Raw genomic sequence first — 25,387 nt, forward strand, 5'->3', positions numbered from 1 at the left:
GCAATATTAACCACAATAATGGCATAATTGTTCACTCCTTATGCAACCACTAACAACTAGCCCCTGTTGGCGGTTAATTATTAGACTGTTGCGATATACAAATATAACAACCAACAAAAAACCGTAGCAGTTGCCTACTACGGCTTTTAATTTTTTGTGCTTCAAGTCATTAGAAAAAATTAGTCTTCACTATTTTCCATGAAATCATCAGAAAAATCGGTTTCCCAATACTTATAACCTTGTACGGTTGCCTGAGCTGCGGCGCCCATTAAGTTAACTTGATAGGTTTTTACACCTGTTACATCAACTGATTGGTTAGCTGAAGCTTGATCGCCACTGTCTTCATATTTAGCGCTCGCTTCTGCTTGAGCTTGGCCTTCATAGCCTGACTCTTTAAAACGTGTCATAGCATTATTATTCATAAATGCTTGCACGAATGCCATTTGCTTCCAGCCAATGCCAGCACCGACGCCTCCGGTTGCAAAACGGTAATAGGAGTTTTGGCCTTTAGAGGTGAGTACGCAAACACCGCCACCGGTTGATAATGCAAATAAGTAACTATTGCTGCCAGTGCACACGACATATCCCACAGAGCTCGCTACCGCAGCTTTAGCTTCATTGTGCTCAGCATAAATTTCTTGCAATGCGGCTTGGGTTTCTTTGCGGGCATTGGCTTTTTTAGCCTCTGGTGTATCACCTGTAGCACAGCCGGTTAACAGTGCTGGAAGCATAACCGCAGCCAGCAGCATTTTTTTACTGAAAAGCGTATTAGACATTGATATTTCCTCTGTTGAACAAGTATTGCGATATGTATTTAGCCATAGCAATTATCGAGTGTATTTAATGACAGCATTTAACGGCACATCAAGAATATGAGCCGCTTATATTCGGATCATACTCGCTATTCATCGTTTAAAATCACAAATGGCTTATTTAGCCAATAACTGCTTGTGAATCCAACAATAACTGACGATAACAGTACCTAATCCATAGCAAAATTTTGACAAACACCCCCAACACCTCAACTTTTATTACATGCTTTTAAACTGCTACTATGTATCGCTTTCATTAAATTTAGCCTTTATTTCAAGAATTTGATCTAATTTTTCAACAAAAAGTGGCACAAGCTGCGGATCAAAGTGTGTTCCAGCTTCTTTTTTAAGTAATTCAAGCGCCTTTTCAACGGGCCAGGCTTCCTTATAAGGACGCTTACTGGTGAGTGCATCAAACACATCTGCCACTGCCACAATACGGCCATAAAGCGGTATATCCTCTCCGCTTAAACCATTGGGGTAGCCACTGCCGTCCCACTTTTCGTGATGGGTTAAGGCTATAGTTTGCGCAACATCCATTAATTCAGAGTCTTGCTCGCCTAAAATTTCAGCGCCGATTTCACAGTGCTTTTTCATTTGTTCAAATTCGTCAAAATCTAATTTGTCGGTTTTTTTTAAGATGGCATCCGATATGCCGATTTTACCCACATCATGCATGGGAGCGGCGTGCATTAATAGCTCGGCATCGTCTTCGCTTAACCCTGCTGCAAGGGCCAATATATGGGTGTAATAACTCATACGGATAACATGCATGCCGGTTTCGTTATCTTTATATTCAGCAGCGCGCCCAAGGCGGCGGATCACGTTCAATTGATTTTGGGCAATTTCAGCTGTTTTTTGCCTTACCTGTATGGCCAACAAGCGGCTTTGACTGGTTAAGGCTAACTGGGTTTGCACTCGCCTAAGCACTATGGGGGGATTAAAGGGTTTGGTGATGTAATCTGCTGCCCCTAACTCGAGCCCTTTTAATTCATCTGCCGCAGATATTTTTGCGGTAACAAATATAATCGGAATGTGCTGGGTGCGTTTATCTTGTTTCAATTGCCTGCAAACTTCAAAACCGTCAATACCGGGCATCATAATGTCGAGCAAAATGAGGTCTAATGTCATTGCCTTAGCAATTTTTAACGCGAGTTTGCCGTTCTTGGCAATTTTAATCTGATAGTCAGATTTTAATACACCGGCCAACACATCAATATTTTCAGCGGTATCATCGACCACTAAAATGGTTTGCCTTTCCATTTGAACTCCTATTAAACGCAAAAATTTTTAGTGAATAAGCCTCAATTACATGGCTGTTACTTTCTCAAGCATTTGGTTGGCAATTTCGAGACCACGATCCAACTCGTATTCCGACAATTGATAATCAAGCTGTTGATACTCATGTATTAATGGTTTTAAGTTTAAGCATTGTCCGTGGCTAATAAAATACTCTGTGGCTTCCATATCAAAATTCGATAGCATTGAAATGAGGACTTCTAAGGTTTCAATTGCTAATGACTTATTCAAAGTTTGATTTTCTAATGCAGTTTGGGCGAAATCAGCACCTATTGGTTGTCGCTTTGATAATTGCAATGGCTCTGATATTTGTAGTCGCTTAGGCAATAGCCGTTCAATGTCATGACATACTCCTTGTAACTCTATTGATAGTTTTGTAAAAACCCGCTCATAGTGTGCTTCAGATAGACTATCAAGCGTTTGTTCAAACTTTGCTGCCAATGTGGCAAGCATTTGTGCGCCAATGCTGCCAGCAACCCCTTTTAAGGTATGTACCAACCGCTGAGTCAGTTCGGTATCATTATCTATAACAGCTTGTTCAACATACTGCGGAAAAGCTTTTTGCCCTCGGATAAATCTTACTAATAATTTGTGATACAAGCTTATATCACCTTGAATTCGGCTCAAGCCTAGGGCTACGTCAATATGATCACAGGCAATTGAATTGAGGTTTAGGGCAAACTTAACGACATCGGCATCTGTCGTTTCTATTGCCGATTTCGCTGGCTTAGTCGTGTTAGTGGCAACCGTTGGGCTTATCCATTTGGCCATAGTGATAAACATCGACTCAACGTCAATAGGTTTAGAGATATGATCATTCATCCCAGCGGCTAACGCTTTTTCACGGTCACCAGCCATGGCATTCGCTGTCATGGCAATAATGGGCAAGTGTTGAAATTGTGGCTGCAGCCTGAGTAACGAGGTCGCAGTGTAGCCATCCATCACCGGCATCTGGCAGTCCATTAACACCCCATCAAAATCTTGCTGCGCTAAACACTCAATGGCTTGTTGACCATTCTCAGCCAAAACAGTATCAATTTGCTTATTAATTAATAACTCTTCAATTAACTCTTGGTTGAGATCATTATCTTCAACAACAAGCACCTTTGCTCCTACCAAAGAGGTGATCGCCTTATCGAATGGGCTTTGAACCTTAGTTCGAGGATCTGCTAAAGATTTCCCAGACACTAATGAAGATAGGCTTTGGGTTAATGTTGTTAACGTAATAGGTTTAGTTAAAATATGGTCGATGTGAACAGACATTACACTCATGAGTAGCTCTTCTCTACCAAAAGCGGTAATCATGATGAGTTTAGGTTTAAGCTCGGGCGCAAGCTCGCCAATAAACTTAGCTACATCAACACCGTCAACCCCTGGCATTTGCCAATCGATTAAAGCAAAATCTGGCTTATTACCTGCCGCAATATATTGTATAGCCTCACGGCCACTGGCAACGGCTACTACTTGTAAACCTATTGAGCCCAATAGGTTAGTCAGTATCGAGCGAGCGATATCATTATCATCAGCCAGCAACACTGATTGCCCATCAAAGCGACGTTTTTCCAAGGTATCGAGAGTCACTGACGTTGAACGACTTAACTCAAAAGGACAATACAAACTAAACGTACTTCCCTGCTCAAGCTCACTTGTTACCGTTATGCTGCCCTGCATTAATTCGGCTAAATTCTTACAAATGGCTAAACCTAAGCCTGTGCCGCCGTATTTTCGGGTAGTTGAAGCATCAGCTTGGGAAAAGGCTTTAAACAATCTTGATTGTTGTTCTTGACTCATTCCGATACCGGAATCTGTTACTGAAAAGCGAATGAAAGCCTGTTGGCTGGTTAACCTTTCGAGTTTGACTGCAATAATAATATTGCCACGTTCAGTAAACTTTACCGCGTTATTGGCGAGGTTAATGAGCACTTGCCCTAGGCGAAGTGGGTCTCCTAATAGGTTTTTAGGGATAGTATTATCAATATCAAATAGCAGCTCTAAACCTTTATCTGCGACCTTGATCCCAATGAGGTTATTAACATTGTTTAACACTGCTTCGATATCTAATTCGATATGTTCTAAAGCTAGCTTACCCGCTTCAATTTTAGAAAAATCGAGAATGTCATTAATAATCCCTAATAAGGATTGTGCCGAGCGATGGGTTTTTTCAATATAATTGCGTTGCTGAGGGGTCAGCTGGGTGTCTAATGCTAAATGGGACATGCCAATTATGGCATTCATCGGTGTACGAATTTCATGACTCATATTGGCTAAGAAGTCACTTTTTGCTTGATTTGCACTATCAGCGGCTGAAATAGCGGCGGCAAGTTTAGTTTGTAATGCTCGCGCTTCATTAATGTTGATATGAACCCCACTGATCCGATCGGGAACCCCATGCTTATCAAAAGAGTAAGGTTGTCCAACGCTTAAAATCCAATCGTAACTGCCGTCTTTTCTGCGCATTCTCAGTTCATGGCGAAGAATTTTATTGTCACTTGCAGCCAATGCTTGTTGCGGATTGGAGATCAAGTTTTGCTCATCGGGGTGGACTAAATCAATAAAGGTTTGCGCGCCATTGATTAATGGCGACCACTTGTCATCCTCTTGACATAAATCAGTTGGTTCATAACCTAGCATCTTTGAATACATGCGGTTAACCACGACTTGTTGCTCATTAGGATAAAAGTCCCACATTCCCATTTGCGCACTTTCTGAGGCCACTTCTAACTTTTCTTCTGATGCGAGTAACCGATTGGCAGCAATTTTTTGTTCGGTAATATCAAACACAATGCCATCAAAAAAACCTGACATGTTATTGCCATTACCGTCAAACTGAGCATTCATTTGTAAATAGCGTAGCTCACCTGAGCGATTAATAATTCTAAACTCCGCGACAATTTTATCTTGCGCTTTGATGGTTTGTTCAACCATGACTTTTAAATGCTCTATATCATTTTCAAAAGCAATATCAGCAAGTCTTCTAACTGGATGTTCACCGATAAAGTCTGCCATTTTATAGCCAGTTATTGGTTCTATGTTGGGGCTAATGTACTGTAAATGGTAATGGTTTATGTCAAAATCAGTGACTTTATATCTAAATACTGCGCCTTGAATATTCTCAACCAATGTTTGATATTGATGTTGATTTTGTAGCATCTCAGCACGGACAGTTTCTTGCTCATTAATATCTAATAGAGATAAACGGATTTCACTAAATTCACCCGCAACATCGGTTTCAACACGGGTCGATAATGAAACAATTAAGGTATGACCTGAATGATTAACAAGCTCTACACGTGCATCAGACGTATCAATGCCTTGCAACGCTTGGCTAAAGATTTGTTCGCCTTTAGCGTGCTTAGTGGCGAGTACGTCATGCCAAGTTAACGACGAGAAGTCTTTGCGGTCATAACCAGTAATCTGTGCAAATTGTTTATTGTGTTTAGTGAAGCAGCCTTGAAGATCTAATGTGGCATAAGCTACAGCAGAGTTTTCATATAAATCCCATAAGCGCTCTTCACGCTCTTGTAAATCTTGGGTTCGTATTGAAATAGTTTTTTCTAACCTTTCATTGTCAGCTTTAAAGCGCCGATGTACATGACGACTTAGCCACCAACCACCAAATGTCAGAAGCAAGCAAGAAATGGCAATAATACCAATCAGCATCACGACAATATTTCGAAAAAATAAATAGTTTCGGCTGGCTTCTTCAAGGGTCATTTCCGTCACAATACCAAAACCGTAGCGCTCATCCCATGTCCAGACACCGATAACATATTGCCCCAAGTAATTACGATAAGGCTGATAACTATAACCATCGTGTTTAAGGCTAATTTCTTTTGCTGCTAGGGTTAACGCTCCCTTGCCCCGACGGCCGTTAGCAGGTTGCTTTTCTGATAATAATCTCTGCGGATTAGTCACAGTCAAATTAAGTACTGATACCTGACCTGCTTTTAATAAACCCAGTGACACCAAGTCATTTTCATAGCGACTGTGAGACAGCATTCTTCCTTGGGCATCGACAAAGTATGATTCACCAGTGTCACCCACCGCGCCACTTTGAGTCAGCTTGGCAAATTCAATGTAAGGGTCAATACGAAGTGACAAAATGCCACTGATACTGCCATCATCTTGAGTAATGGGGCTTAAGGCAAACATGGTGAGTGTTTCAGCTTGCTTCAACCCAAATGGGTTTGATAACGCCACTTCTGATGGCATAGGTGGAGTAATGACAATATTACCGGCCAAGACTTGATTAAATAGCATCGGATACTGTTGTTTAACGATATTGATTTGACCTAAATTGCTGTCACGACTTGAAGATATATTGACTCCATCAACTGAGATAACAAAAAATCCTAAGGTGCCAAAGGCCTGACTATAACGCCCGTAAGCTTCGCGAGACCAAAGCACATGTTGATTTCCGACAAGTGGCGCTTTTTTCGAGTCTAACTTAGCTAACATTGCAGTGCGCTTAAGTAATAAAGGATTTGTGGCCACTGCACTCACTCGGTTTTGCCAGCCTAAAAACCAAGATGCCAAGGCTGCATCAGTGGTTCTAGACACCGACTCCAAGGCTAAGCCACTTTTTTGCAAGTCATGCTTATAAGCAACATTCAAACTAATTGCAGCGATAGATGAGATGAGCAGTAAGAAAGAAACAATGATGAGGCTAAAGTAAATCCTATTTTTATCGCCTTCAAAATAGCGGGCAATATCATGATTAACTTGCGCCTTTAGACGCCAAAAACACCAACCTAGTAATAGCAATAACCCAACAATGACGAGGCTTAATAATAGATTCATGTTTATTGTTCCCCATACTGTTGTGCGAGACGGTTGACCTTGAATATCACGTCGCAATGAGTGCTTTTTGAGTAATAGTTAGTTGCGTAATCTCTCAGCTTTATTGCAGTTATCGCTATAAATATTGCGTACAGTTGATGATAAGTCACTCCAGGTTATTTCGGTTCGTGGTTGGACATTTTGGCTCCAACTAAACTGGCAACAATGATCGCCATATAAAACTGACCTGTAATCGCTTCAGAAAAAGCGAAAAAACGCGCCATTGGCACTGCTGGTGATATTTCACCATAACCGACTGTAGTCAAAGTGATGTAACTGTAATAAATCACAGTCGTTAAATTATCGGTCCAATTTTGGGCTTCAATACCATTGAAAGCCACACCAAAAATCTCAATCAGCAATAGATAAATAAATGCCCAAATAAGCCCTAGTAACAGAAATATACAAATAGATCCGATAATTTGATTAGTTGAAATAACCCCGCTAAACAAGACCTGCTTAGCGGCGCGCCAGGTGGCCAAAATAAAAAAAGTTAAAATGGTAAATAGCGCGATAATATCAAGGTTCAACAATTCAAAAACTGAGCCGATACTGGCTACCACTAAGATAGTAAACATCACCCCGAAACTTGAGCGAAACCAGTGTTTATTCGCGCCTAATCCAATCACTGAAATAGACAAACTCATCACAGTTGTCGAAACAACAATGAGCTGGCCCTGTTCAAAAAACTGTTCCACAAAAGCTGAACTTAACAGCACTAACACCAACGACCCCAGTAGGTAGCTGAAGTTATCTTCTTCAGACATAGGTTTAACCATTGCAACAACTACCCTTGTGAGTTCTCTGAGTTCGGTAACACTTCATCACCATCAACTTCAGCCGTTTCAACCACTAGCCATGCTGAAAATAATTTATAACTTAAAGCTAAAATCACCGCGCCAACAAACAAGCCAACAATACCCGAGAGGATCATCCCACCGATAGCGCCTAACAAAATCACCAACATAGGTATATCAACGCCACGGCCCATCAACATCGGTTTTAAAAATGCATCACTGGCACTCACTAAAATGCTCCAAATCATAAAAATAATCGCGGTGGTTGATGATTCAACAGAAAAGACATACGCAATAATAGGACCTAAAACCAAAATCGGTGGCAATTGAATAATCGCGAGTATTAGCACCAGTAACATCCAAATCCCGGTTCCTGGCACCCCGACTAAAGCAAGCCCAACACCTGCTAATATTGATTGAATAAAGGCTACCCCAATCACCCCCTGAACCACACTTCTGACGGTTGCAACGGCCAATTCAGAAAACTCTTCACCATGTTTGCCAGCTAGCCTGACTGAGACTTTATGGAACATTTGGCTTGAGCCAGATGCTTTACCCATAAACACCCCTGCGATAATGATTGAAATTAAAAATTGCAAAATTGTCATACCAAAACTACCAAAAGCACTGGCAGCCTTAGTCGAAAAGCTTTTTATTTCATCGGCATAGGTTTTTACCACATGCTCGAGATCTGCAGAGACGTCTGACCAGAATTCATATAGTTTCTCACCAACAATCGGGAGTTCAGCTACAGAGCTTTTCGGCGCGGGGATAACTAAAGTGCCGTCATGTATTTCTGCGACAAAGTCCTGCGTGCTTGAAACTATCGCACCTGAAAATAAGTAGGTAGGTACCAATAATATGGCTAAGGCCAGCAAGGTAATTAACAGGCTAGATTTACTCACCGACAATCGCAGCTTGCTACTGATAAATAACACCACTGGATACAGCGCAATGGCGATAATACCGCCCCATAAAATGGGCATAATGAAAGGCTGAATAATCTTAAAACACCATATGACCATGATAAAAATCAGGGCTATTTTAATCGCGGCATCCACTGCCGCATGAGTAAACTCTTTCGAGCTTGATATTGGTTTATCACTCATAACTTATCTATCCCTAATTAAATGCTGTTGCGTTTTAAAATTAAACCTTAGTTAATGTATTGACACCTTTATGAACATCGAACTTATTGCAGTGAAAAGCCATCACAACAATAGGTGATTTTTCAGTAAACCTAGTATTGATAAACGAGAAAATTTGATTTCCGCCATTAAATCAACACTTAGCGTTCAATAAAATATAGCCTAGCGGCTACAATAAAACCGCCTAATCATGATTAGTTTGTAAGAACTTCCAATTTCTGGTTTCTAAAAAAAATGAAGCCACAACCATATAAACACCGACAATAAATAGCTGCGCAATACGAATATAGAAGTTGGTTGCGACATCGGCATCTGTTGACGAAGCCGTCGAGCCGACAACCACTAGCAAGGCTGAAAATATCCCCGCAAAAATAGGCGCTTTAGCAGGATCATCATAAATTTTTTGTGCAAAAAATAACGCGGCTATCATAGTGAGCCCGATATAAAACGCTAACTCAGGCACGACAACTAACATGTTATAAAAAATAATCGCCAGCACACCACCTATGCCATTAGTGAGTAATAAAAACAAACTCACTTTAACGCTCTTAGTGCCGGCCGTTTGCAAAGATAAAATTGCAATAAATATCATGGTCAGTAATGCGCCGGTCACCTCAAATAAAAAGAAAAAGGTGATCACCGGAAATGAAATAATTAATGCCCTAACTGACTCGTAAAGCCGCTCGTCATTAGATAATTCTGACTCAGAATGAGTTTCTTTTTCTGGTGCTAAATCAGGCAACAAAATATGCAATAAAGTAAAAATGATGACCGCCACCACGCCTGAAAAGCTTAAGCCGACACCAAAAAAAATCGCCGCACCTGGATGTAAAATCCCTAAATAGGGTAATACTAATGTCGAGACAATTAATATAGTGGCGAAAAAATTCCACTTGGGATCAGAAAACAGGTAATAGGCCCATAGCATCATTAATGCGAGTAATGGCAACAGTACAAATGGATATTGAACCGGCCCAAAACTCACCATCCAAGCAATGGCAATAGTGACCACCATTGAAATAAGCAATTCGTAAATGGTTTGCACTGTCGGCACCACTCTATCAACTAAAAACTTAGCGACAAACACCGGTAGTATAAAAGCTAATTGCCAATCAAACACCGCAGCTATGGCCACTGCAATGCCTATCCCCAAAGTGAAGCGTAATACTCGACGGGTAAATATCGCCTCAGCAAATTGAGCATTAATGGCTTTAAAGGCTAGCTCGCTATCTGACATAGGAGAACCAGCTAACGACTCGGATCCAAAACTTACCAAATAAGTTCATCAGTGAACTTTCTTCGGTATACACCATGACATCCGCTTGACCGCCGACACGTCGCAACCCTTTAGCCTCTTCGTCATCAAAATGAATGGTTACAGGAAATCGCTGAGATTGTCTTAACCAACCTGTTTGGCCTGTTGTTTGAGCCAGCTTTCCCGTTTGTTCACTTTGTCCCCAATCAACACCATAATCGATATAGGCTACTTTCCCAGTAAAAACCTCACCCGGAGCATAATCCAGTGCAAACTCGACTTTATCGCCCGCTTGCATATTGCCTAAGCTATTTTCTCTAAAGTTCGCTTCAATCCACACATCTTCAGATGAAATAAAGGTCATTACCGGTTGACCAGCGTTAGCATAAAAACCTTCTTTTAAACGAAAGTTTGATGCCACGCCATCGGTGGGCGCTTTAATTTCGCTGCGTGCCAGGTTAAGTTCAGCTTGCTCTAAGGCCAATAACGCTGATTTTACCGCGGTATTGTTTTCACCTTCTGAGCCCAACCTTTCTTCTGCTTTGGCTAAATCTGCTTTAGCACTAGCGACACCCGCTTCTGCGCTAGCAAGTTCCGCTCTAGCATTGTCGGCATCAGCCTCTGACATCACCTGCTGCTCAACCATGGTAAAAATACGCTTAGATTGTACTTTTGCATTAGTAAAGTTTGCCTCCGCATTAACAACCTTTGCTTTTGCAGCGGTGACATTAGCGGTTAAAGCTCCCATATTTTGCCCAGCCTGCGTCACATTTTGCTCAGCGGTAAATAATGCAATCTCATAATCTCTTGGGTTAATTCTCGCAAGCACCTGCCCTTTACGGATCAAGGTATTTGGCGTGGTTAAAATTTCAATTACCTCCCCTGAGACTTGCGGGGTAATGGGGACCACAAAACCGCGAACTCGACCTAAATCAGTTGAAGGAATATAACGATCAGCAATAAGATGGAATACAAACAAAAAAGCGACCACTATCAGTATGATATTGGTCGCTTTTCTTATTTTCTGATTTTTGGACTTATCCGCTGCGCCATTAGCAACATGAATGTCATCTGTAGGCGTTGATAAAACGGCTTGCTCCGGTGTATTTGCCGGTAATTCAGTGGATGAAATATCGTTATGCTTATCTGCCATACCCTTCCCTTGCATTGAAATCAATTGCATTACTTTTTAAATTAACGGCTTGCATGAGCCAATAATGTTAATAAATAGTAGAGTTGTTACATTAACGTCAGTATAGGATTATTTTTGCTCAAAACTCAACACTCTAGCTCAATGAACAAGCAAGAAAGCTGTGTTTAAGCCCTTTACTTAAGTTATTGATTTAACATTTTGATTTTAACTAATGATTTGAACGGCCGTTTGAGAAGGCCCTTGCTGGGGAATTGCATTAAATTGCGATGTATATTGTTACTATTACTACTTAAGAATCTATTTTAAATTAAGTGTATTCTTTAAAAGCTGCTTGGTTTTAATTGCCTAATATTAAAAAAGCAAAGCAAGTATAAAGATCAACTCAAAAGCATTCCTACAGAATGAAAAATCCTAATTAGACAAATCAAGACCTTAATTTCACCACTAAAAATCTAACATCTGCAGCTGGTAATAATCTGCCCATTTTTCACGCCAGATAAAGGTTTAGAGCTTATAGATTAAGCCCTAGCCAGATTTTTAACTTTTTTGTATATCGCTCTTAATGGCTTAATTTTTGAAAATTGCATTCTAATCGTCTCAGCAAGGTATTTTTTATTTTTAAACCGCTTAAGACCATTAGGCGCAATCATTTGGTTTGTATCAACACAATAAACAAACTTGTTAGACCGATTAGCAATTTCAATTGCTTGCTGATAATCACTTTCGATAAATAACACATTTGGGCTACGCTTAAAGTAGTCTGCCTTATGGGAAAAATAATCTACTTGGGCCCGTCTTGCGGCTTTTGAAGGCAAATCTAACATTTCTAGTTTGTTATAATTAACGCCATGTTTTGCCAGCCATTGCTCAGTATGTGGTCGAAATTTTTCTAACCTATTAGTTATCAGCACATCAACTTTCATGGTTGGGATAAATCGAGGAGTCGCATCAGCGAGAAACTGAATATATTTCTCCCCATCATCATTTTGTTCCTCAGTTGGATCCTGGCACAGGACACCATCAATATCGACACAAGCCTCAGTCACGATAGGATGATGGAATAAGTTCCATTCAAAAACCCGTGGAAAGTCCACATGCTCAAAAAAGATATCAACTTTGTCACTGACAAGCGCAGTGGTGTAAATCGCAGCTGTGGTCACCTTGCCTTGGAAGCTGCTAGGTATTTTGGCTAGCGCATCTATCATCGAACCACCAGTTAGAATGCTGTCATCGACAATTAAAATGTTGCTTGCTTCATGGGGGAAGTTTAAGGATTTTTTGGCATCACGAGTAATGCCTTTACCTAACTTATCATTGCGAATAAAAGCAGGTAAATCGATACAGTTAGCATTGAGCAATAACGCCACCATATACGCAGGTACCATTCCACTTCTTGGAATACCTACAATTAAATCAAAGTCTTGTTGATTGATTTTGTGAATATTATTTTTAATATCATCACTCAAATCACAAAAGGACTTATAATTCATAGCAAACTCCAATGTTCATAGATTACAGCCTGATGCTTCAAAGCAGACGCTGTTAAGCTTAAATTCTACTAAATACTCATAGAGTATTGGTCCGTAGCCGCAACTACTATGCCGCCCAATACATACCGAATCATTAACCTATGTTGTTTGAGTAAAGTTCAGATTCGATCCCTCAAGACTCGACTCTAACTAATGCAATTTATTGAATTTAGCCATAACAGCAAGCTTTATCAATTGTAGCTTGGTCTAATAAAATACAAATAACCCTTTAACAGCCTAAATTAAAAATACGCCATAAAAATGACAGTTTTAAGTCTAAATCAGATTAGTAAATTATCAAATCTACAAATATCAACAAACAGGATAAACATCAACCTTGCCTGTAGCACTACACAGTTTCAGCCAATGAACAATTAAGCGGATAAAAAAATGCCACAGATAAAAACAGATATTATCTCATATAATCAATAAGTAAGTGACTCATTCAAAAATAGACACACTATATATATATTTTATTAAAGCAAAATAACGACTCAAGATGATAATTATTTCAACCATAAGTCGTAGCTAAGAGTTGAGTTCAATTCACTTCAATATGAGTAAATCGCGACAAGCTTCGAAATTACCAATTAAAGCTGATCTTAATCATAAAATTAATTAATTTCAGTTTTAAAATCTAACCTCTAGAACTTCTTATTTTTTATTGTCTATCTTGAGTTTTATTACCCTGTGGAACTTCAAATTGACTATCATGATTTTGTTTTTCAGAAACTGAAATTACTTCATATATATAACGTGCTAATGCCTCTTTTTCCACTCAATTACTATGTCATCGACCATACGAATTAAAACTGAAATACGCCAGCTAAGTATTCTTTATAGCGTTAACCCTGCATGAGTAGCTCATCACGATACTTCATGGCATCAGCCGAAGTAATATCGTTAACGCAAATAGCTTAGGTATCTTTTTGATGATCGATTTCCTATTTTGGGCAGCAACTCAACGAAGTGACGGGGTCTTTGCGCAAGCTGGTTAATAGATGCAGGTTAATAAGTAGTGGACTAAAACCTGATTTCTCTTTTGAGGTAACAAATGCTGCCAATGCATTATTCAAGCTCATAACTGGCAGTGGTTTGGCTACTGAGTAAGTTTCACTGTGTTGTGGCAGCTTAGTGTCTCTGATGGGGATACTAAAACTTGCTGGCTTTGTACTGATGGCCGACTTGTTTTTCTCAAATTCACTGCGAAGACTGTTAATCACTTCATCAACATAACGAATAAAGTCATTGATACAGGTTTGATGGTCTATGGTATTGATGATTTTTTTCAGCGTGCCTGCGACATCGATATTGCGAATAACCGCTTGTGCTCTGTCACGAGTCAACAAAGAAACTTTAATATCAAAAGGAAAGCCTTTATCGCGTAACGATTTGGCTAAACAGATACGTGTGAAGTACACACTATTGGGAGCTCTATAAAGGTACATTGTCTGAGTCAATCCTCTCAGAAAGCCCCTCAAATGCCAGAAACAAAAAAAGCCGTTGATAATCAACGGCTTTTCTCGTATTTAATATGGCGGAGAGATAGGGATTTGAACCCTAGATGGGCTACAAACCCATGCCGGTTTTCAAGACCGGTGCATTCGACCACTCTGCCATCTCTCCGAACGAGCGAGATAATAGCTATCTCACTGTCTGGTGTAAAGCATAAATTGTCATTATCTTTCTGTTTGACTATTTCGGCAGCAATTTTGTGGTTTGTGCTGCCATTTCGTACTCACTATTTGCGATCTGATACTAGTTATCCATTTTTACTGGGGTTAGGCCTTTAGCTCGATCTTCTATGGCATCTTCTAATTCAAACCCTGACTGCTTCCATGTACCCGCTTCTTCTGGATTAAATTTCTCTTTTGACCATTCAGCTGCTGACTCAACATTAAAGCTCGCTTCGCTCCATTGCTGTGATTGTTCAGCATTAAAGCCGCTCTTACTCCATTTTTGAGCTTTAGCTGCATCAAAGCCTATCGCTTTCCAATCTGCAATATCTCTTTCTGACATTCCTTTCCAGGTTGCTGGCGATGAAGCACAGCCATAGATAAGACACACAAAGATGGCACCGATTAACTTTTTCATTGAATACTCCCTTAACTGTAAGTGTACGTAATTGATGAAAAAATCATCAACATTAAATATAGTTAGCAGATATCACAGTTTCAAGTTAGCGATAGGGAATTATGAGATTAATAGCAAAACACCACGAAATGACTAACTAATAATGCTTTATTACGGGTGTTTTAATAAGTAGGCAGAGGTTTTAGGTATTAAAAAGGCCACATAGTGTGGCCTTTTGTGTCAAACAAGCACGTACTAAAACGTATTAACTACGCTGGCGGTTTGATTTAGGACGCGCTGCGGTAGTTTTGTGCTTACGCACGGCTCGGCGGATCTTAGCGCCTTTCACTTTAGCACGAGCGACACTGAACTAATACATAGCCACCCATTATTTTGAAGTTATAACATAACGCCTTTCATTTTGAGTTGCCAACACCAAAATTCATTTACTGATGGCCAAAGGACTGAATATTTCATCATTAATCACCAAAATTAACTCATAAACTAAATTCAATCCAGCAGAAAAGCTTGATATCAATCAAGTGGAAAATGCTTTTATTTGAAATTAAGAAATGGTGTATTAAGCGCACAACCAGCGCTGACAGTTAGCTGCACCTTGTCGTCGTTTTAGGTCTAAATGCTCACAATAATCTGTTAATGCAGGCAACGCCCCCACCGCACCTTTGAATAAAGCGCCAAACTCAGTGGTGATTTTAAGCCAATTCTCTGCGGGAATGTTCAGCCTATTGAGGATATCCTGACTACTCGCGCTAATGACGCCGCGTTTATCTTCTCGAATAATCCGCCCTGTATCTTCAACCAGCACAATGTAGTCTTTAACACTAAACATCAGTCCATTAGGCATATCTAAACGTTCATTTCCTACAAATGGTAGTAACTCTTTTGGTTGCTCACCTTTAATCGCTGAATTTATGCGTCGTTGAATACTTGTGTAATCTGAAGTTTCAGGTGTTGCAGCCATTTGTGCGCGAATTGGATTCAAATCAACATACGCCATACAGGCGAGTACGGCCGCATCATCTAACAAGGCTTGAGATTTAAACCGCCCTTCCCAAAAACGGCCTGTACACTTGTCTTCTTTATTGGCCATTCTAGCAATCGGTTCACTCAAGGAACGCATAAACCAACTAATATCGGTTAAACGTTCTCGATATAGCCCAATACAATCATTAACCGTCTTTAATTCAAACTCATTAAGGACTTCAGCTTTAACAAATTTATGCGTCAACAGGGTGCCTTTAAAGCCTTTATGCCATTGGGTAAGCACATCTATATCAGACCATTCTTTGGCTTTATCCACATCGACTTTAAGCACCACATGTAAATGATTACTCATCACCGCATAAGCACAAATATCAATCGCGAAAATCGTCGCTAATTCAATAATTCGGTTATCTACCCACTCACGGCGATGTTCATAGTTTTCGCCTGTCGACTTATCAAACCCACACAAAAATGCCTTACGTACCACACGCGAACAACAGTGGTAGTAAGGCGTATCTTCTAAACTCACGAGTGTTTTTCTAGGTCTGGCCATCATTAATTACCGAAAATTAAGTAATAACTAAAGCCTAGTAGAGTGTTTGATATTTAGCTAATTAAAATGGGTGGCAATGTTAATTGATTGCATAACAATTAACAGGGGAAGTTTTTGCTATTGTAATATCAAGTGTTCATTGAGCGCTTGCTGTTACCTCATGAATAAAGATCCAAAGGTCAGGTCTTTAATCTTGAATTTCGACAAATTGTAAGTTTATTTCCTAAGTCGGTATGTGCCCCGAAGCGCCCCCCCCACTGTTTTAGTTCCGTTTTAAGCGTCTTGCTGGATTCTCCGACGAAGGTCCCATTTGGACTCTTAGCAACCCGATTCGTCAATCTCTACGACATATTTGGTCATATCAACATTTATATGGTAATAAACACGGCATTTTCTGCTGTAAGTCCCGTCAGACTCCACCCACATATATTCAGCGTAATTGTCCGCACCGTACCAAGAGCTAGGATTACTAGGGTCCTCTAGTTCCCATCTCCCCCCCGAAGCAAGAACTAAGCCTCGCATGCTCCTAGGAGAGGGGTAACCATTAATCATGGTTATTGTGGTACCGTCTATTTCAATATCATCATTGAGTTGCTTACCTTTAATACGCTGCTTGAGATAGGCCATGTCTGCAGCTGCATGTAACGCCCCTGTTAAACCTTCAAACGAAGCTGTACGCGCTGAATCTGTCAGATTAACGAACTTGGGGAGCACCGTTGATGCCAACACCCCTAAAACAACAATCACAATAATCAACTCTATAAGAGCGAAACCTTTAGAAGGCGCAGTTCGATTCATACATTCACTCCAAAACTCAGTGTTGAACGAAGCCGCTGTGCGGCAGAAAACAAAATACAAACAACACGCATACTTATATTTACATCACTTTTCGGTGATACCTAATAGGAGAATAAGCGATAAACACCTCAGAGCAACAAAACTTTAACCTTTTATATCAACAATATTTGAGCAATCTCACACTACAAGGAAAGCGACCAGACACGATCACTAAAGCTGATTTACCAGTCACCGGCTGCATTAGCGCAGTGATTTTGGCCACTAATTTAGAGGCTTAATAGTAACTTTTCTAAGTCGCTCTGTGCCCCAAAGCGCCTCAGTTAGTAAAAATATTCACGCTCGTTTTTTCCCGATAGCAAGCAATATTTCATGTTAGTATTGAGTTTTTTATATATTCTTGGTAGTAAACAAATTCAACTCAATAGTTTCTTGCTTAAAACGACCAAAAATATCCATCACCTTTTCATATGATTGAGTAAGTGGATTTTTATCTCCAGATTCTGGGTTTGATTTAGTAAACGTCATTGAATCACCAATCTCCATGGATACAGCATGCTTATCTAGATCCCCCTCCAATTGCATTTCATTGCAATTATCATCGAGTAATTCCCCCTCTAAACTCACATGCATTTTTTCAAATTTAACAATACTGACCTCAGTGGGTACATCTTTACCAACCCTATTTGCAAATTCAACCAATTTTGGCTCTGCTGGCATATACATAACCGCCTCTTGATTAATCGAATCTGTTATTCTCAACACACGGCCTAAAATCTGTCGGTAGTGCATCTCTGTTTTGATATTGGTTAAATGGCAGCAAACTTGAAGCCTTGGAATGTTGGTCCCTTCACTGATCATTCCGACACTAATTATCCATTTCTCATTACTATTGCGATATTGCTTTATAAGCACCATTGGCTCATCTTCACGATAAGTCACCACAATCGCCTGTTGCTTTAAATTATCCGCCAAAATTTGCTGTATTTGTTTTGCATGTTTCACCGAAGACGCGACTATCAGACCACCTGCATCTGGGCTTTCAGCCCTCAGCTCATCTAGCTTTGTATTTGCACTCAGAAGTACATGATCGATCACCCTTTCATTTTCAATAATGTCGGAATGCGGCAGAATTGAGGTAGATAATAAATCAAAAAAACTAGAAAAATGTTTTTTATCTTCTCCTGCCTCAACTGTTATATTGTCATTATCAATGGCAATAATTTGAGGAACACGGCAAACATTATCTGTTATTGCGTTCTCTAGGCCGTAGATATAATCACATTCAATTTCATTTGTAACGCTGCCATATTGAGCCAATACAATTGGAGCAGCGTCAGAGCGCCATGGCGTCCCTGTTAGCGCAATTGAATATTTTGATTTATCCTGAATATTCAATATTATTTGCTCCCCCCAAGAATTAGCATCTTCTACATTAGATCCGCGACAATGATGAATTTCGCAATTTTGTGGTTTGTGCTGCCATTTCGTACTCACTATTTGCGATCTGATACTAGTTATCCATTTTTACTGGGGTTAGGCCTTTAGCTCGATCTTCTATGGCATCTTCTAATTCAAACCCTGACTGCTTCCATGTACCCGCTTCTTCTGGATTAAATTTCTCTTTTGACCATTCAGCTGCTGACTCAACATTAAAGCTCGCTTCGCTCCATTGCTGTGATTGTTCAGCATTAAAGCCGCTCTTACTCCATTTTTGAGCTTTAGCTGCATCAAAGCCTATCGCTTTCCAATCTGCAATATCTCTTTCTGACATTCCTTTCCAGGTTGCTGGCGATGAAGCACAGCCATAGATAAGACACACAAAGATGGCACCGATTAACTTTTTCATTGAATACTCCCTTAACTGTAAGTGTACGTAATTGATGAAAAAATCATCAACATTAAATATAGTTAGCAGATATCACAGTTTCAAGTTAGCGATAGGGAATTATGAGATTAATAGCAAAACACCACGAAATGACTAACTAATAATGCTTTATTACGGGTGTTTTAATAAGTAGGCAGAGGTTTTAGGTATTAAAAAGGCCACATAGTGTGGCCTTTTGTGTCAAACAAGCACGTACTAAAACGTATTAACTACGCTGGCGGTTTGATTTAGGACGCGCTGCGGTAGTTTTGTGCTTACGCACGGCTCGGCGGATCTTAGCGCCTTTCACTTTAGCACGAGCGACACTGTGTTTATCAGTACCTAACATGGTGCGAGTTTCAGGCTCTAGACCTGCAACTTGGCGCAAGTAGTTTACTTGCTCCATATCCAGTTCAACCCAACCGCCACGAGGTAGTGACTTAGGTAGCTCAACCATGCCATAACGAATACGGATAAGACGGCTAACTTGCACTTCTTGTGATTCCCATAAGCGGCGAACTTCGCGGTTACGCCCTTCTTTTAGGGTCACATGCCACCATTTATTAAGGCCTTCACCACCAGCAGCTTTGATGGTGTCAAAGTTGGCAGGACCATCTTCTAATGTCACGCCTTTACGAAGACGTTGAACTGCCGCTTCAGGTACATCACCAAATGTGCGCACCGCATATTCACGGTCAACTTCATTTGATGGATGCATTAAACGGTTAGCTAGTTCACCATCAGAGGTAAATAACAGTAAACCTGAAGTATTGATATCCAAACGCCCTACCGCTACCCAACGTGAGTCACGTATTGTCGGTAAACGTTCGAAAACCGTTGTTCTGCCTTCAGGATCTTTACGACTACAAATTTCACCTTCTGGCTTATGGTATGCCAACACACGACAAATAATGTCATCTTCGGTTTTGATGGTTATAGCACGGCCATCGATACGGATTTTAGCTTCTGCTTCAACGCGATCACCTAAGTTGGCAATTTCTCCGTCTACACTAACACGGCCTGCAGCAATCCATGCCTCCATCTCACGACGGGAGCCATGGCCTGCACGGGCCAAGACTTTCTGCAATTTTTCGCTCATCTAGTTCGACTCTTCTGTTTGTTGTGACGCCATTGAGACTTTCTCAAATAACGCCTGCAATGACTCTTCATCCGATAGCGACGGTAAGTCTGCTAGGGTTTTCAAGCCAAAATAAGATAAAAATTCACTGGTGGTGGCATAGAGTGCCGGTCGCCCAGGCACTTCTTTATGACCCACTGTTTTTACCCAGTGTCTATCAGCTAAACTCTTTATTATGTGGCTGCTGACGGCCACACCTCTTACATATTCAATATCACCGCGAGTAACTGGTTGCCTGTATGCAATTACTGCTAAGGTTTCTAAGGTCGCACGTGAATATTTAGGGGATTTCTCTTGCCACAATGGTTGTAAGAATTCACTTAACAGCTCTTGGGTTTGAAAGCGATAACCACCAGCCACTTCGACCAGTTGTACCCCACGCTCTTGATAATCTTGTTGTAATTCATCGAGGCATTCTTTAATTCGTGCTCGAGAGACATCAAATTTCACTAATACTGTGTCTTTTAATGCTTTTACGGTTAGTGGTTTACCCAACACAAATAAACTGGCTTCGATTAATTGTTTTAATTGAATCATGTTTATTTGCATGGTCATCCTTTATCGTATCTTGTGCAATGCAGCTTAAAACGCTTTGACATAAATGGGGGTTAACGGCTCGTTTTGAACCAAATCAACCAATAGCTCTTTAACCAGTTCCATTAAAGCTAAAAAGCTCACTACCACGCCAGCTCGGCCTTCACTAATGTCAAATAAATCAGTAAATGACACATAATGCTCGGTCGATAGTAAAGCTAATATCTGACTCATGCGTTCACGGGTCGATAATAGCTCGCGTTTTACATGGTGATGTTCGTTGGCATCAATTCTTTTGAGTACCTCTGAAAATGCTTGAGCAATATCAACTAAAGACACTTCAGGTGGCATCACCATTGGTTTTACATTGGGCGAGAGTGTCGCTTTCGCTAAAAATACATCTCGCTCTAGCCTCGGAAGTTCATCTAAATCAGCTGATGCCTGTTTGATAACTTCATAAGCTTTCAATTGACGAATCAACACTACCCGAGGATCTTCATCATCGTCTTCTTCGGTTGCCATTTTAGGCAACAGTAGTCGTGATTTTATCTCAGCTAATGTGGCTGCCATGACTAAATAATCAGCGGCAAGCTCTATTCGCGCTTCGGTTAAAATTTCAATATAAGCTAAATATTGGCTGGTGATTTTTTCTATTGGTAAGTCAACAACGTCGAGTTTTTGCTTACGAATTAAGTACAACAATAAATCTAGCGGGCCTTCGAATGTTTCTAAAAACACCTCAAGGGCTTCAGGAGGAATGAATAAATCATTAGGCATTGCGTCAAACGCTTCGCCTCGAACAACCGCTAAAGGTAAACTTTTCTGGATACCTTGCATTGCCGTCCCTTAATTTAATGATTAAAATCAGCTTTCTAAGTCAAATAACTTATTAAACTACATTACTACTGTTTGGCTATATCTGTTGTATTTCACAAAGATTAAACTTATATCAACTAAGTATTCAGAAAATATCTGCATCTAATTTTAGCGAGAAATTACCAAACGCGCGATTATACGCACTATTGACTGTGGTTGAAACCACTATCAATCAAACTTGTGCATTCAACCGTTGCAAGGGTTATTCAAAAATACTGGTATCGCCGGCGCCTTGACGAATTATATCGATATCGCCTTCAGACATATCTATAACCGTGGTTTGATTTTCAGCAAGGTAACCACCATGAATAATAGCATCGACATTGTGCTCTAAAATATCTCGAATATGCTCAGGATCAGACTCAGCAAATTCTGCATCTGGCATCACTAAACTGGTAGACATAATTGGCGCTTCTAACGCTTCCAATAATGCCAGTGCAATTAAATTGTTTGGCACACGAATACCAATGGTCTTTTTCTTGTCACATTGTAGTCGACGCGGCACTTCTTTACTGGCTTTAAAGATGAAGGTATAAGGCCCAGGTGTGCAGCTTTTCAATAAGCGGTAAGCTTGATTATCCACTCGAGCGAAATTGGCTAATTCTGATAAATCGCGACACATTAACGAAAAATTATTGTCGTTATCAATCTTACGAATGCGCGCCATACGGGTCATGGCATCTTTTTCACCGATCATGCAGCCCAGTGCATAACCTGAATCGGTAGGATAAACAATCACCCCACCTTGTTTTAAAATATTAACCGCTTGGCTAATTAATCTCGCCTGCGGGTTTTCATCATGTATATAAAAAAATTGGCTCATGTTCGCTCCGTCCAAGATTCTGCTTGCCACACCCACTGTATTCCAGCAGGTTGGAATAAATTTTTACCCAACTCAATCCAATTACTTGGAAAATGAAAATCACTGCCAATTGACCCCATTAGGTTATTCAAATGACTTAATGCGACCAAGTTGGCTCTATCATCAATACTTTGTTGTCCTAATACGACTTCCATCGCATCACCGCCCGCTTCTTTATATTCACGGACTAATTTTTTAAGCCATTTAGCAGATAGCTTATACCCGCTTGGGTGAGCTAATACCGCAACGCCACCACTACGGTGAATAATATTAATCGCGCTGGCCATATCGCCCCAATTATTGGGAACATAACCGGTTTTATTGCGGGCTAAATACCGTTTAAAAACACTCGGCATATCTTTGGCATAGCCTTTTTCAGCTAACCAGCGCGCATAATGGCCTCGACTGATAGCTGCGCCTGCTGCAAATTTTTGTGCGCCTTCATACGCACCTTCAATACCCGCCTTAGCTAAACGAATACCAATGTCTTTAGCCCGTTGCTCACGTAATTCACGTTGGTTTGTTAAAAACGCAAGTAGCGCAGCATCGGTAATATCCAAATTTAAACCGACAATATGAATATCAAAGTTATTCCAACGAGTTGAAATTTCAACGCCATTAATCAGTTTTAATGGCGTGGAATGTTGGTTATTGTATTGATGCGCTTCAGCCAATCCAGCAACGGTGTCATGATCAGTAATAGCGAGCATTTGCACGCCTTTATCAATGGCACGTTCAACAAGTTCAGCAGGAGTGAGTACGCCGTCAGATGCGGTCGTGTGGCTGTGAAGATCGGCCAATAGGGAGTCTGTTATCATTAGGTTATTGTACTTTAAACTTTGTTAGAATGCTTAGCCATCTAGCGTTTATTTGCTACATATACATCAAATTGCTACTGCTTTAGTCGCTAGTTGTAAAAAAATAATAAATTTGAGAAATATTCAATTGACTTTATAAGCCAGCTAAGGTCTTCTATAGCTAGTTACAGAATATAAAACCCATTATAAATGACTTCGCAGTGAAATGACCTGCAAATGACATAAAGAGAACCTTTTTAAATGACAAACTTTAACGCGTTAAACATCAGTTGGTGGTGGCACTTCCCAAATTAACGGGTGGTGTGAAGCGTTGTGGTTATTTAAATAACACAAGATTTTACTAAAAAGCCCGCAGAGATGTGGGCTTTTTTGCTATTTACGGCTTGCACTCTCCAATAAAACTAACGCAATCCAAGCTAAAATGAAGAGAACAGAGTATGAAAAAGCACACTATAAGCGAGGCGCAATAAGCATTATGGAACATCAATTTGCCCATGTGGTAACCCAAAAGCAGACCTTAGCATATCACGCTGACCCGCTTAGTCTTTATCAGCATATTACTGCTAATGCGCCGCATACTATGTTGTTAGAGTCAGCAGAAATAGAAAGCAAAGATCATCTTAAAAGTATTGTATTGACCCATGCAGCCATGATGGTCCGCTGTGATGGTTACCAGCTCACCTTTACTGCATTAACTGATAACGGCGCCAGCTTACTTACGCCAATCAGTAACTTTTTCCAATCCAGTGAGCAACAACGCCAAGATAATGTTATTACCATTCATCTTGCTAAAGCCAAAGAGCTACAAGATGAAGATGCCCGCTTAAAGTCCACCTCACCCCTTGATGGTTTAAGAATGTTTGTCCAGCACATACAAACTGATCAAAGTGATGCTTTTGAGGACTTATTTTTAGGCGGTGTGTTGGCCTATGACTTGATTGATACGGTAGAGCCGCTACCTGATGTTCCTAATGCCGACAACGATTGCCCTGATTACTTATTTTATTTAGCTGAAACCTTAATCTTGGTTGACCACCAAACCCAGCAAGCCGACATTATTACTCATCAATTTTTCGACAGTGCAGCTCAAGCCTCGTCACTGCTTGAGCGAGTTACTCAGCTTAAAGCCAATTGCCAAACATTGGCAGCAGTAGCGCCATTGGTCAGTATTGATGCCCCGACTCAAGTCAATATCAGCGATGACGCCTTTAAACAAACCGTGGTTGATTTAAAAGAGCACATTGTTGCTGGCGATATTTTCCAGGTTGTCCCCTCACGTAGCTTTAGCTTGCCTTGCCCTAATACTCTAGGTGCATACCGCGCATTAAGACTGACTAACCCAAGTCCATACATGTTTTACTTTCGTGGTCCTGATTTCACTTTATTTGGCGCATCACCTGAAAGCGCCCTTAAATATGAAGCCGCCACCAATCAAGTAGAAATCTACCCTATTGCGGGTACCCGCCAACGGGGTAAAACTGCCGATGGCCAGATTGATTTTGATTTAGATAGCCGTATTGAACTTGAACTGCGCCTTGATAAAAAAGAGCTCTCTGAGCACTTAATGTTAGTGGATTTGGCCCGTAACGATATTGCTCGTATTAGTCAAAGCGGCAGTCGTAAAGTGGCCGAGTTATTAAAAGTTGACCGTTACTCTCACGTGATGCATTTGGTGAGTCGGGTGACAGGTCAATTACGCGAAGATTTAGACGCGCTACATGCCTACCAAGCAAGTATGAATATGGGCACCTTAGTTGGCGCGCCTAAAGTTCGTGCTTCACAGTTAGTTAGACAAGCTGAACAAGCTCGTCGTGGCAGTTATGGCGGCGCTGTCGGTTACCTTAATGGTTTAGGTGATATGGATACCTGTATTGTGATCCGCTCAGCCTTTGTAAAACATGATGTTGCCCATATTCAAGCTGGTGCGGGTGTGGTGTTTGACTCCGATCCCCAAGCTGAAGCCAACGAAACCCGTCAAAAAGCACAAGCCGTTATTTCAGCAATTAAAATGGGAGGCGGACTATGAGCACTCTT

Annotated in this window: 20 protein-coding genes and 1 tRNA gene; 1 reads left to right on the top strand and 20 read right to left on the bottom strand. The window is 40.6% G+C overall.

The genetic code is table 11. The features are described 5' to 3' along the window. Nucleotides 1-179: 179 nt before the first annotated feature. The 20 genes from BCU57_RS09905 to rnm all read right to left on the bottom strand — a co-directional run bounded on the left by BCU57_RS09905 (nucleotide 180) and on the right by rnm (nucleotide 23,353). On the bottom strand, nucleotides 180-776 hold the full coding sequence (locus BCU57_RS09905; RefSeq protein ID WP_102440279.1) for a hypothetical protein: 597 nt from the start codon (nucleotides 774-776) through the stop codon (nucleotides 180-182). A 276-nt stretch (nucleotides 777-1,052) separates the two neighbouring features. Further along, the gene (locus BCU57_RS09910; RefSeq protein ID WP_102440280.1) at nucleotides 1,053-2,075 is read right to left on the bottom strand and encodes a two-component system response regulator; all 1,023 of its coding nucleotides are present in this window, start codon (nucleotides 2,073-2,075) and stop codon (nucleotides 1,053-1,055) included. A 45-nt stretch (nucleotides 2,076-2,120) separates the two neighbouring features. Further along, a complete protein-coding gene (locus BCU57_RS09915) occupies nucleotides 2,121-6,911 on the bottom strand; it encodes a response regulator (RefSeq protein WP_102440281.1) in 4,791 nt (1,596 codons plus the stop codon). Between the two features lie 155 nt (nucleotides 6,912-7,066). Further along, a complete protein-coding gene (locus BCU57_RS09920) occupies nucleotides 7,067-7,717 on the bottom strand; it encodes an ion channel (RefSeq protein WP_157936096.1) in 651 nt (216 codons plus the stop codon). Nucleotides 7,718-7,737: 20 nt separating this feature from the next. Further along, the gene (locus BCU57_RS09925; RefSeq protein WP_102440283.1) at nucleotides 7,738-8,856 is read right to left on the bottom strand and encodes an AI-2E family transporter; all 1,119 of its coding nucleotides are present in this window, start codon (nucleotides 8,854-8,856) and stop codon (nucleotides 7,738-7,740) included. 223 nt (nucleotides 8,857-9,079) lie between these two features. After that, the gene (locus BCU57_RS09930; protein ID WP_102440284.1) at nucleotides 9,080-10,132 is read right to left on the bottom strand and encodes a DUF2955 domain-containing protein; all 1,053 of its coding nucleotides are present in this window, start codon (nucleotides 10,130-10,132) and stop codon (nucleotides 9,080-9,082) included. Beyond that, a complete protein-coding gene (locus BCU57_RS09935; protein ID WP_102440285.1) occupies nucleotides 10,122-11,303 on the bottom strand; it encodes an HlyD family secretion protein in 1,182 nt (393 codons plus the stop codon). Before BCU57_RS09935 ends, BCU57_RS09930 begins: the two co-directional genes overlap by 11 nt. Nucleotides 11,304-11,821: 518 nt before the next feature. Further along, the gene (locus BCU57_RS09940; RefSeq protein ID WP_102440286.1) at nucleotides 11,822-12,793 is read right to left on the bottom strand and encodes a phosphoribosyltransferase family protein; all 972 of its coding nucleotides are present in this window, start codon (nucleotides 12,791-12,793) and stop codon (nucleotides 11,822-11,824) included. Between the two features lie 983 nt (nucleotides 12,794-13,776). Further along, the gene (locus BCU57_RS09945; RefSeq protein WP_413211424.1) at nucleotides 13,777-14,280 is read right to left on the bottom strand and encodes a hypothetical protein; all 504 of its coding nucleotides are present in this window, start codon (nucleotides 14,278-14,280) and stop codon (nucleotides 13,777-13,779) included. Nucleotides 14,281-14,367: 87 nt separating this feature from the next. Continuing rightward, nucleotides 14,368-14,458 (bottom strand) — tRNA-Ser (locus BCU57_RS09950). A 132-nt stretch (nucleotides 14,459-14,590) separates the two neighbouring features. Next, nucleotides 14,591-14,926 carry a hypothetical protein gene (locus tag BCU57_RS09955; RefSeq protein ID WP_102437417.1) on the bottom strand — a complete coding sequence of 112 codons (336 nt, stop codon included), beginning with the start codon at nucleotides 14,924-14,926 and terminating at the stop codon, nucleotides 14,591-14,593. Between the two features lie 559 nt (nucleotides 14,927-15,485). Next, the gene (locus tag BCU57_RS09960; protein ID WP_413211454.1) at nucleotides 15,486-16,463 is read right to left on the bottom strand and encodes a transposase; all 978 of its coding nucleotides are present in this window, start codon (nucleotides 16,461-16,463) and stop codon (nucleotides 15,486-15,488) included. A gap of 318 nt (nucleotides 16,464-16,781) precedes the next feature. Continuing rightward, nucleotides 16,782-17,261, bottom strand: coding sequence for a type II secretion system protein (locus BCU57_RS09965; RefSeq protein ID WP_102436887.1), 480 nt, complete (start codon nucleotides 17,259-17,261; stop codon nucleotides 16,782-16,784). A 387-nt stretch (nucleotides 17,262-17,648) separates the two neighbouring features. Then, nucleotides 17,649-18,755, bottom strand: coding sequence for a DEAD/DEAH box helicase (locus BCU57_RS09970; protein ID WP_413211425.1), 1,107 nt, complete (start codon nucleotides 18,753-18,755; stop codon nucleotides 17,649-17,651). Nucleotides 18,756-18,771: 16 nt separating this feature from the next. Continuing rightward, nucleotides 18,772-19,107 (bottom strand): hypothetical protein, encoded by a 336-nt coding sequence (locus BCU57_RS09975; protein ID WP_102437417.1) that lies wholly within the window; start codon nucleotides 19,105-19,107, stop codon nucleotides 18,772-18,774. A gap of 244 nt (nucleotides 19,108-19,351) precedes the next feature. After that, entirely contained in the window at nucleotides 19,352-20,224 is an 873-nt protein-coding gene (gene rluB / locus BCU57_RS09980; protein WP_076537086.1) for a 23S rRNA pseudouridine(2605) synthase RluB, read from the bottom strand. Continuing rightward, on the bottom strand, nucleotides 20,225-20,812 hold the full coding sequence (gene scpB / locus BCU57_RS09985) for an SMC-Scp complex subunit ScpB (RefSeq protein ID WP_102437419.1): 588 nt from the start codon (nucleotides 20,810-20,812) through the stop codon (nucleotides 20,225-20,227). Nucleotides 20,813-20,845: 33 nt separating this feature from the next. Further along, the gene (locus BCU57_RS09990; RefSeq protein ID WP_102437421.1) at nucleotides 20,846-21,634 is read right to left on the bottom strand and encodes a segregation and condensation protein A; all 789 of its coding nucleotides are present in this window, start codon (nucleotides 21,632-21,634) and stop codon (nucleotides 20,846-20,848) included. A 241-nt stretch (nucleotides 21,635-21,875) separates the two neighbouring features. Continuing rightward, a complete protein-coding gene (locus BCU57_RS09995) occupies nucleotides 21,876-22,496 on the bottom strand; it encodes an L-threonylcarbamoyladenylate synthase (protein WP_076537094.1) in 621 nt (206 codons plus the stop codon). Continuing rightward, the gene (rnm, locus tag BCU57_RS10000) at nucleotides 22,493-23,353 is read right to left on the bottom strand and encodes an RNase RNM (protein ID WP_102437423.1); all 861 of its coding nucleotides are present in this window, start codon (nucleotides 23,351-23,353) and stop codon (nucleotides 22,493-22,495) included. Before rnm ends, BCU57_RS09995 begins: the two co-directional genes overlap by 4 nt. Nucleotides 23,354-23,828: 475 nt before the next feature. On the opposite strand from rnm, the gene BCU57_RS10005 reads away from it, so the two are divergent. Further along, nucleotides 23,829-25,379 (top strand): anthranilate synthase component 1, encoded by a 1,551-nt coding sequence (locus tag BCU57_RS10005; RefSeq protein ID WP_102437424.1) that lies wholly within the window; start codon nucleotides 23,829-23,831, stop codon nucleotides 25,377-25,379. Nucleotides 25,380-25,387: the final 8 nt, after the last annotated feature.

The sequence above is a fragment of the Shewanella sp. 10N.286.48.B5 genome, from assembly GCF_002874355.2.
Taxonomy (GTDB): domain Bacteria; phylum Pseudomonadota; class Gammaproteobacteria; order Enterobacterales; family Shewanellaceae; genus Shewanella.

Excerpts from the sequence above, each read along its gene's own strand:
- BCU57_RS09905 (WP_102440279.1), bottom strand. The coding sequence starts at position 776 with ATGTCTAATACGCTTTTCAGTAAAAAAATGCTGCTGGCTGCGGTTATG.
- BCU57_RS09910 (WP_102440280.1), bottom strand. The coding sequence starts at position 2,075 with ATGGAAAGGCAAACCATTTTAGTGGTCGATGATACCGCTGAAAATATT.
- BCU57_RS09915 (WP_102440281.1), bottom strand. The coding sequence starts at position 6,911 with ATGAATCTATTATTAAGCCTCGTCATTGTTGGGTTATTGCTATTACTA.
- BCU57_RS09920 (WP_157936096.1), bottom strand. The coding sequence starts at position 7,717 with ATGTCTGAAGAAGATAACTTCAGCTACCTACTGGGGTCGTTGGTGTTA.
- BCU57_RS09925 (WP_102440283.1), bottom strand. The coding sequence starts at position 8,856 with ATGAGTGATAAACCAATATCAAGCTCGAAAGAGTTTACTCATGCGGCA.
- BCU57_RS09930 (WP_102440284.1), bottom strand. The coding sequence starts at position 10,132 with ATGTCAGATAGCGAGCTAGCCTTTAAAGCCATTAATGCTCAATTTGCT.
- BCU57_RS09935 (WP_102440285.1), bottom strand. The coding sequence starts at position 11,303 with ATGGCAGATAAGCATAACGATATTTCATCCACTGAATTACCGGCAAAT.
- BCU57_RS09940 (WP_102440286.1), bottom strand. The coding sequence starts at position 12,793 with ATGAATTATAAGTCCTTTTGTGATTTGAGTGATGATATTAAAAATAAT.
- BCU57_RS09945 (WP_413211424.1), bottom strand. The coding sequence starts at position 14,280 with ATGTACCTTTATAGAGCTCCCAATAGTGTGTACTTCACACGTATCTGT.
- BCU57_RS09955 (WP_102437417.1), bottom strand. The coding sequence starts at position 14,926 with ATGAAAAAGTTAATCGGTGCCATCTTTGTGTGTCTTATCTATGGCTGT.
- BCU57_RS09960 (WP_413211454.1), bottom strand. The coding sequence starts at position 16,463 with ATGGCCAGACCTAGAAAAACACTCGTGAGTTTAGAAGATACGCCTTAC.
- BCU57_RS09965 (WP_102436887.1), bottom strand. The coding sequence starts at position 17,261 with ATGAATCGAACTGCGCCTTCTAAAGGTTTCGCTCTTATAGAGTTGATT.
- BCU57_RS09975 (WP_102437417.1), bottom strand. The coding sequence starts at position 19,107 with ATGAAAAAGTTAATCGGTGCCATCTTTGTGTGTCTTATCTATGGCTGT.
- rluB (WP_076537086.1), bottom strand. The coding sequence starts at position 20,224 with ATGAGCGAAAAATTGCAGAAAGTCTTGGCCCGTGCAGGCCATGGCTCC.
- scpB (WP_102437419.1), bottom strand. The coding sequence starts at position 20,812 with ATGCAAATAAACATGATTCAATTAAAACAATTAATCGAAGCCAGTTTA.
- BCU57_RS09990 (WP_102437421.1), bottom strand. The coding sequence starts at position 21,634 with ATGCAAGGTATCCAGAAAAGTTTACCTTTAGCGGTTGTTCGAGGCGAA.
- BCU57_RS09995 (WP_076537094.1), bottom strand. The coding sequence starts at position 22,496 with ATGAGCCAATTTTTTTATATACATGATGAAAACCCGCAGGCGAGATTA.
- rnm (WP_102437423.1), bottom strand. The coding sequence starts at position 23,353 with ATGATAACAGACTCCCTATTGGCCGATCTTCACAGCCACACGACCGCA.
- BCU57_RS10005 (WP_102437424.1), top strand. The coding sequence starts at position 23,829 with ATGGAACATCAATTTGCCCATGTGGTAACCCAAAAGCAGACCTTAGCA.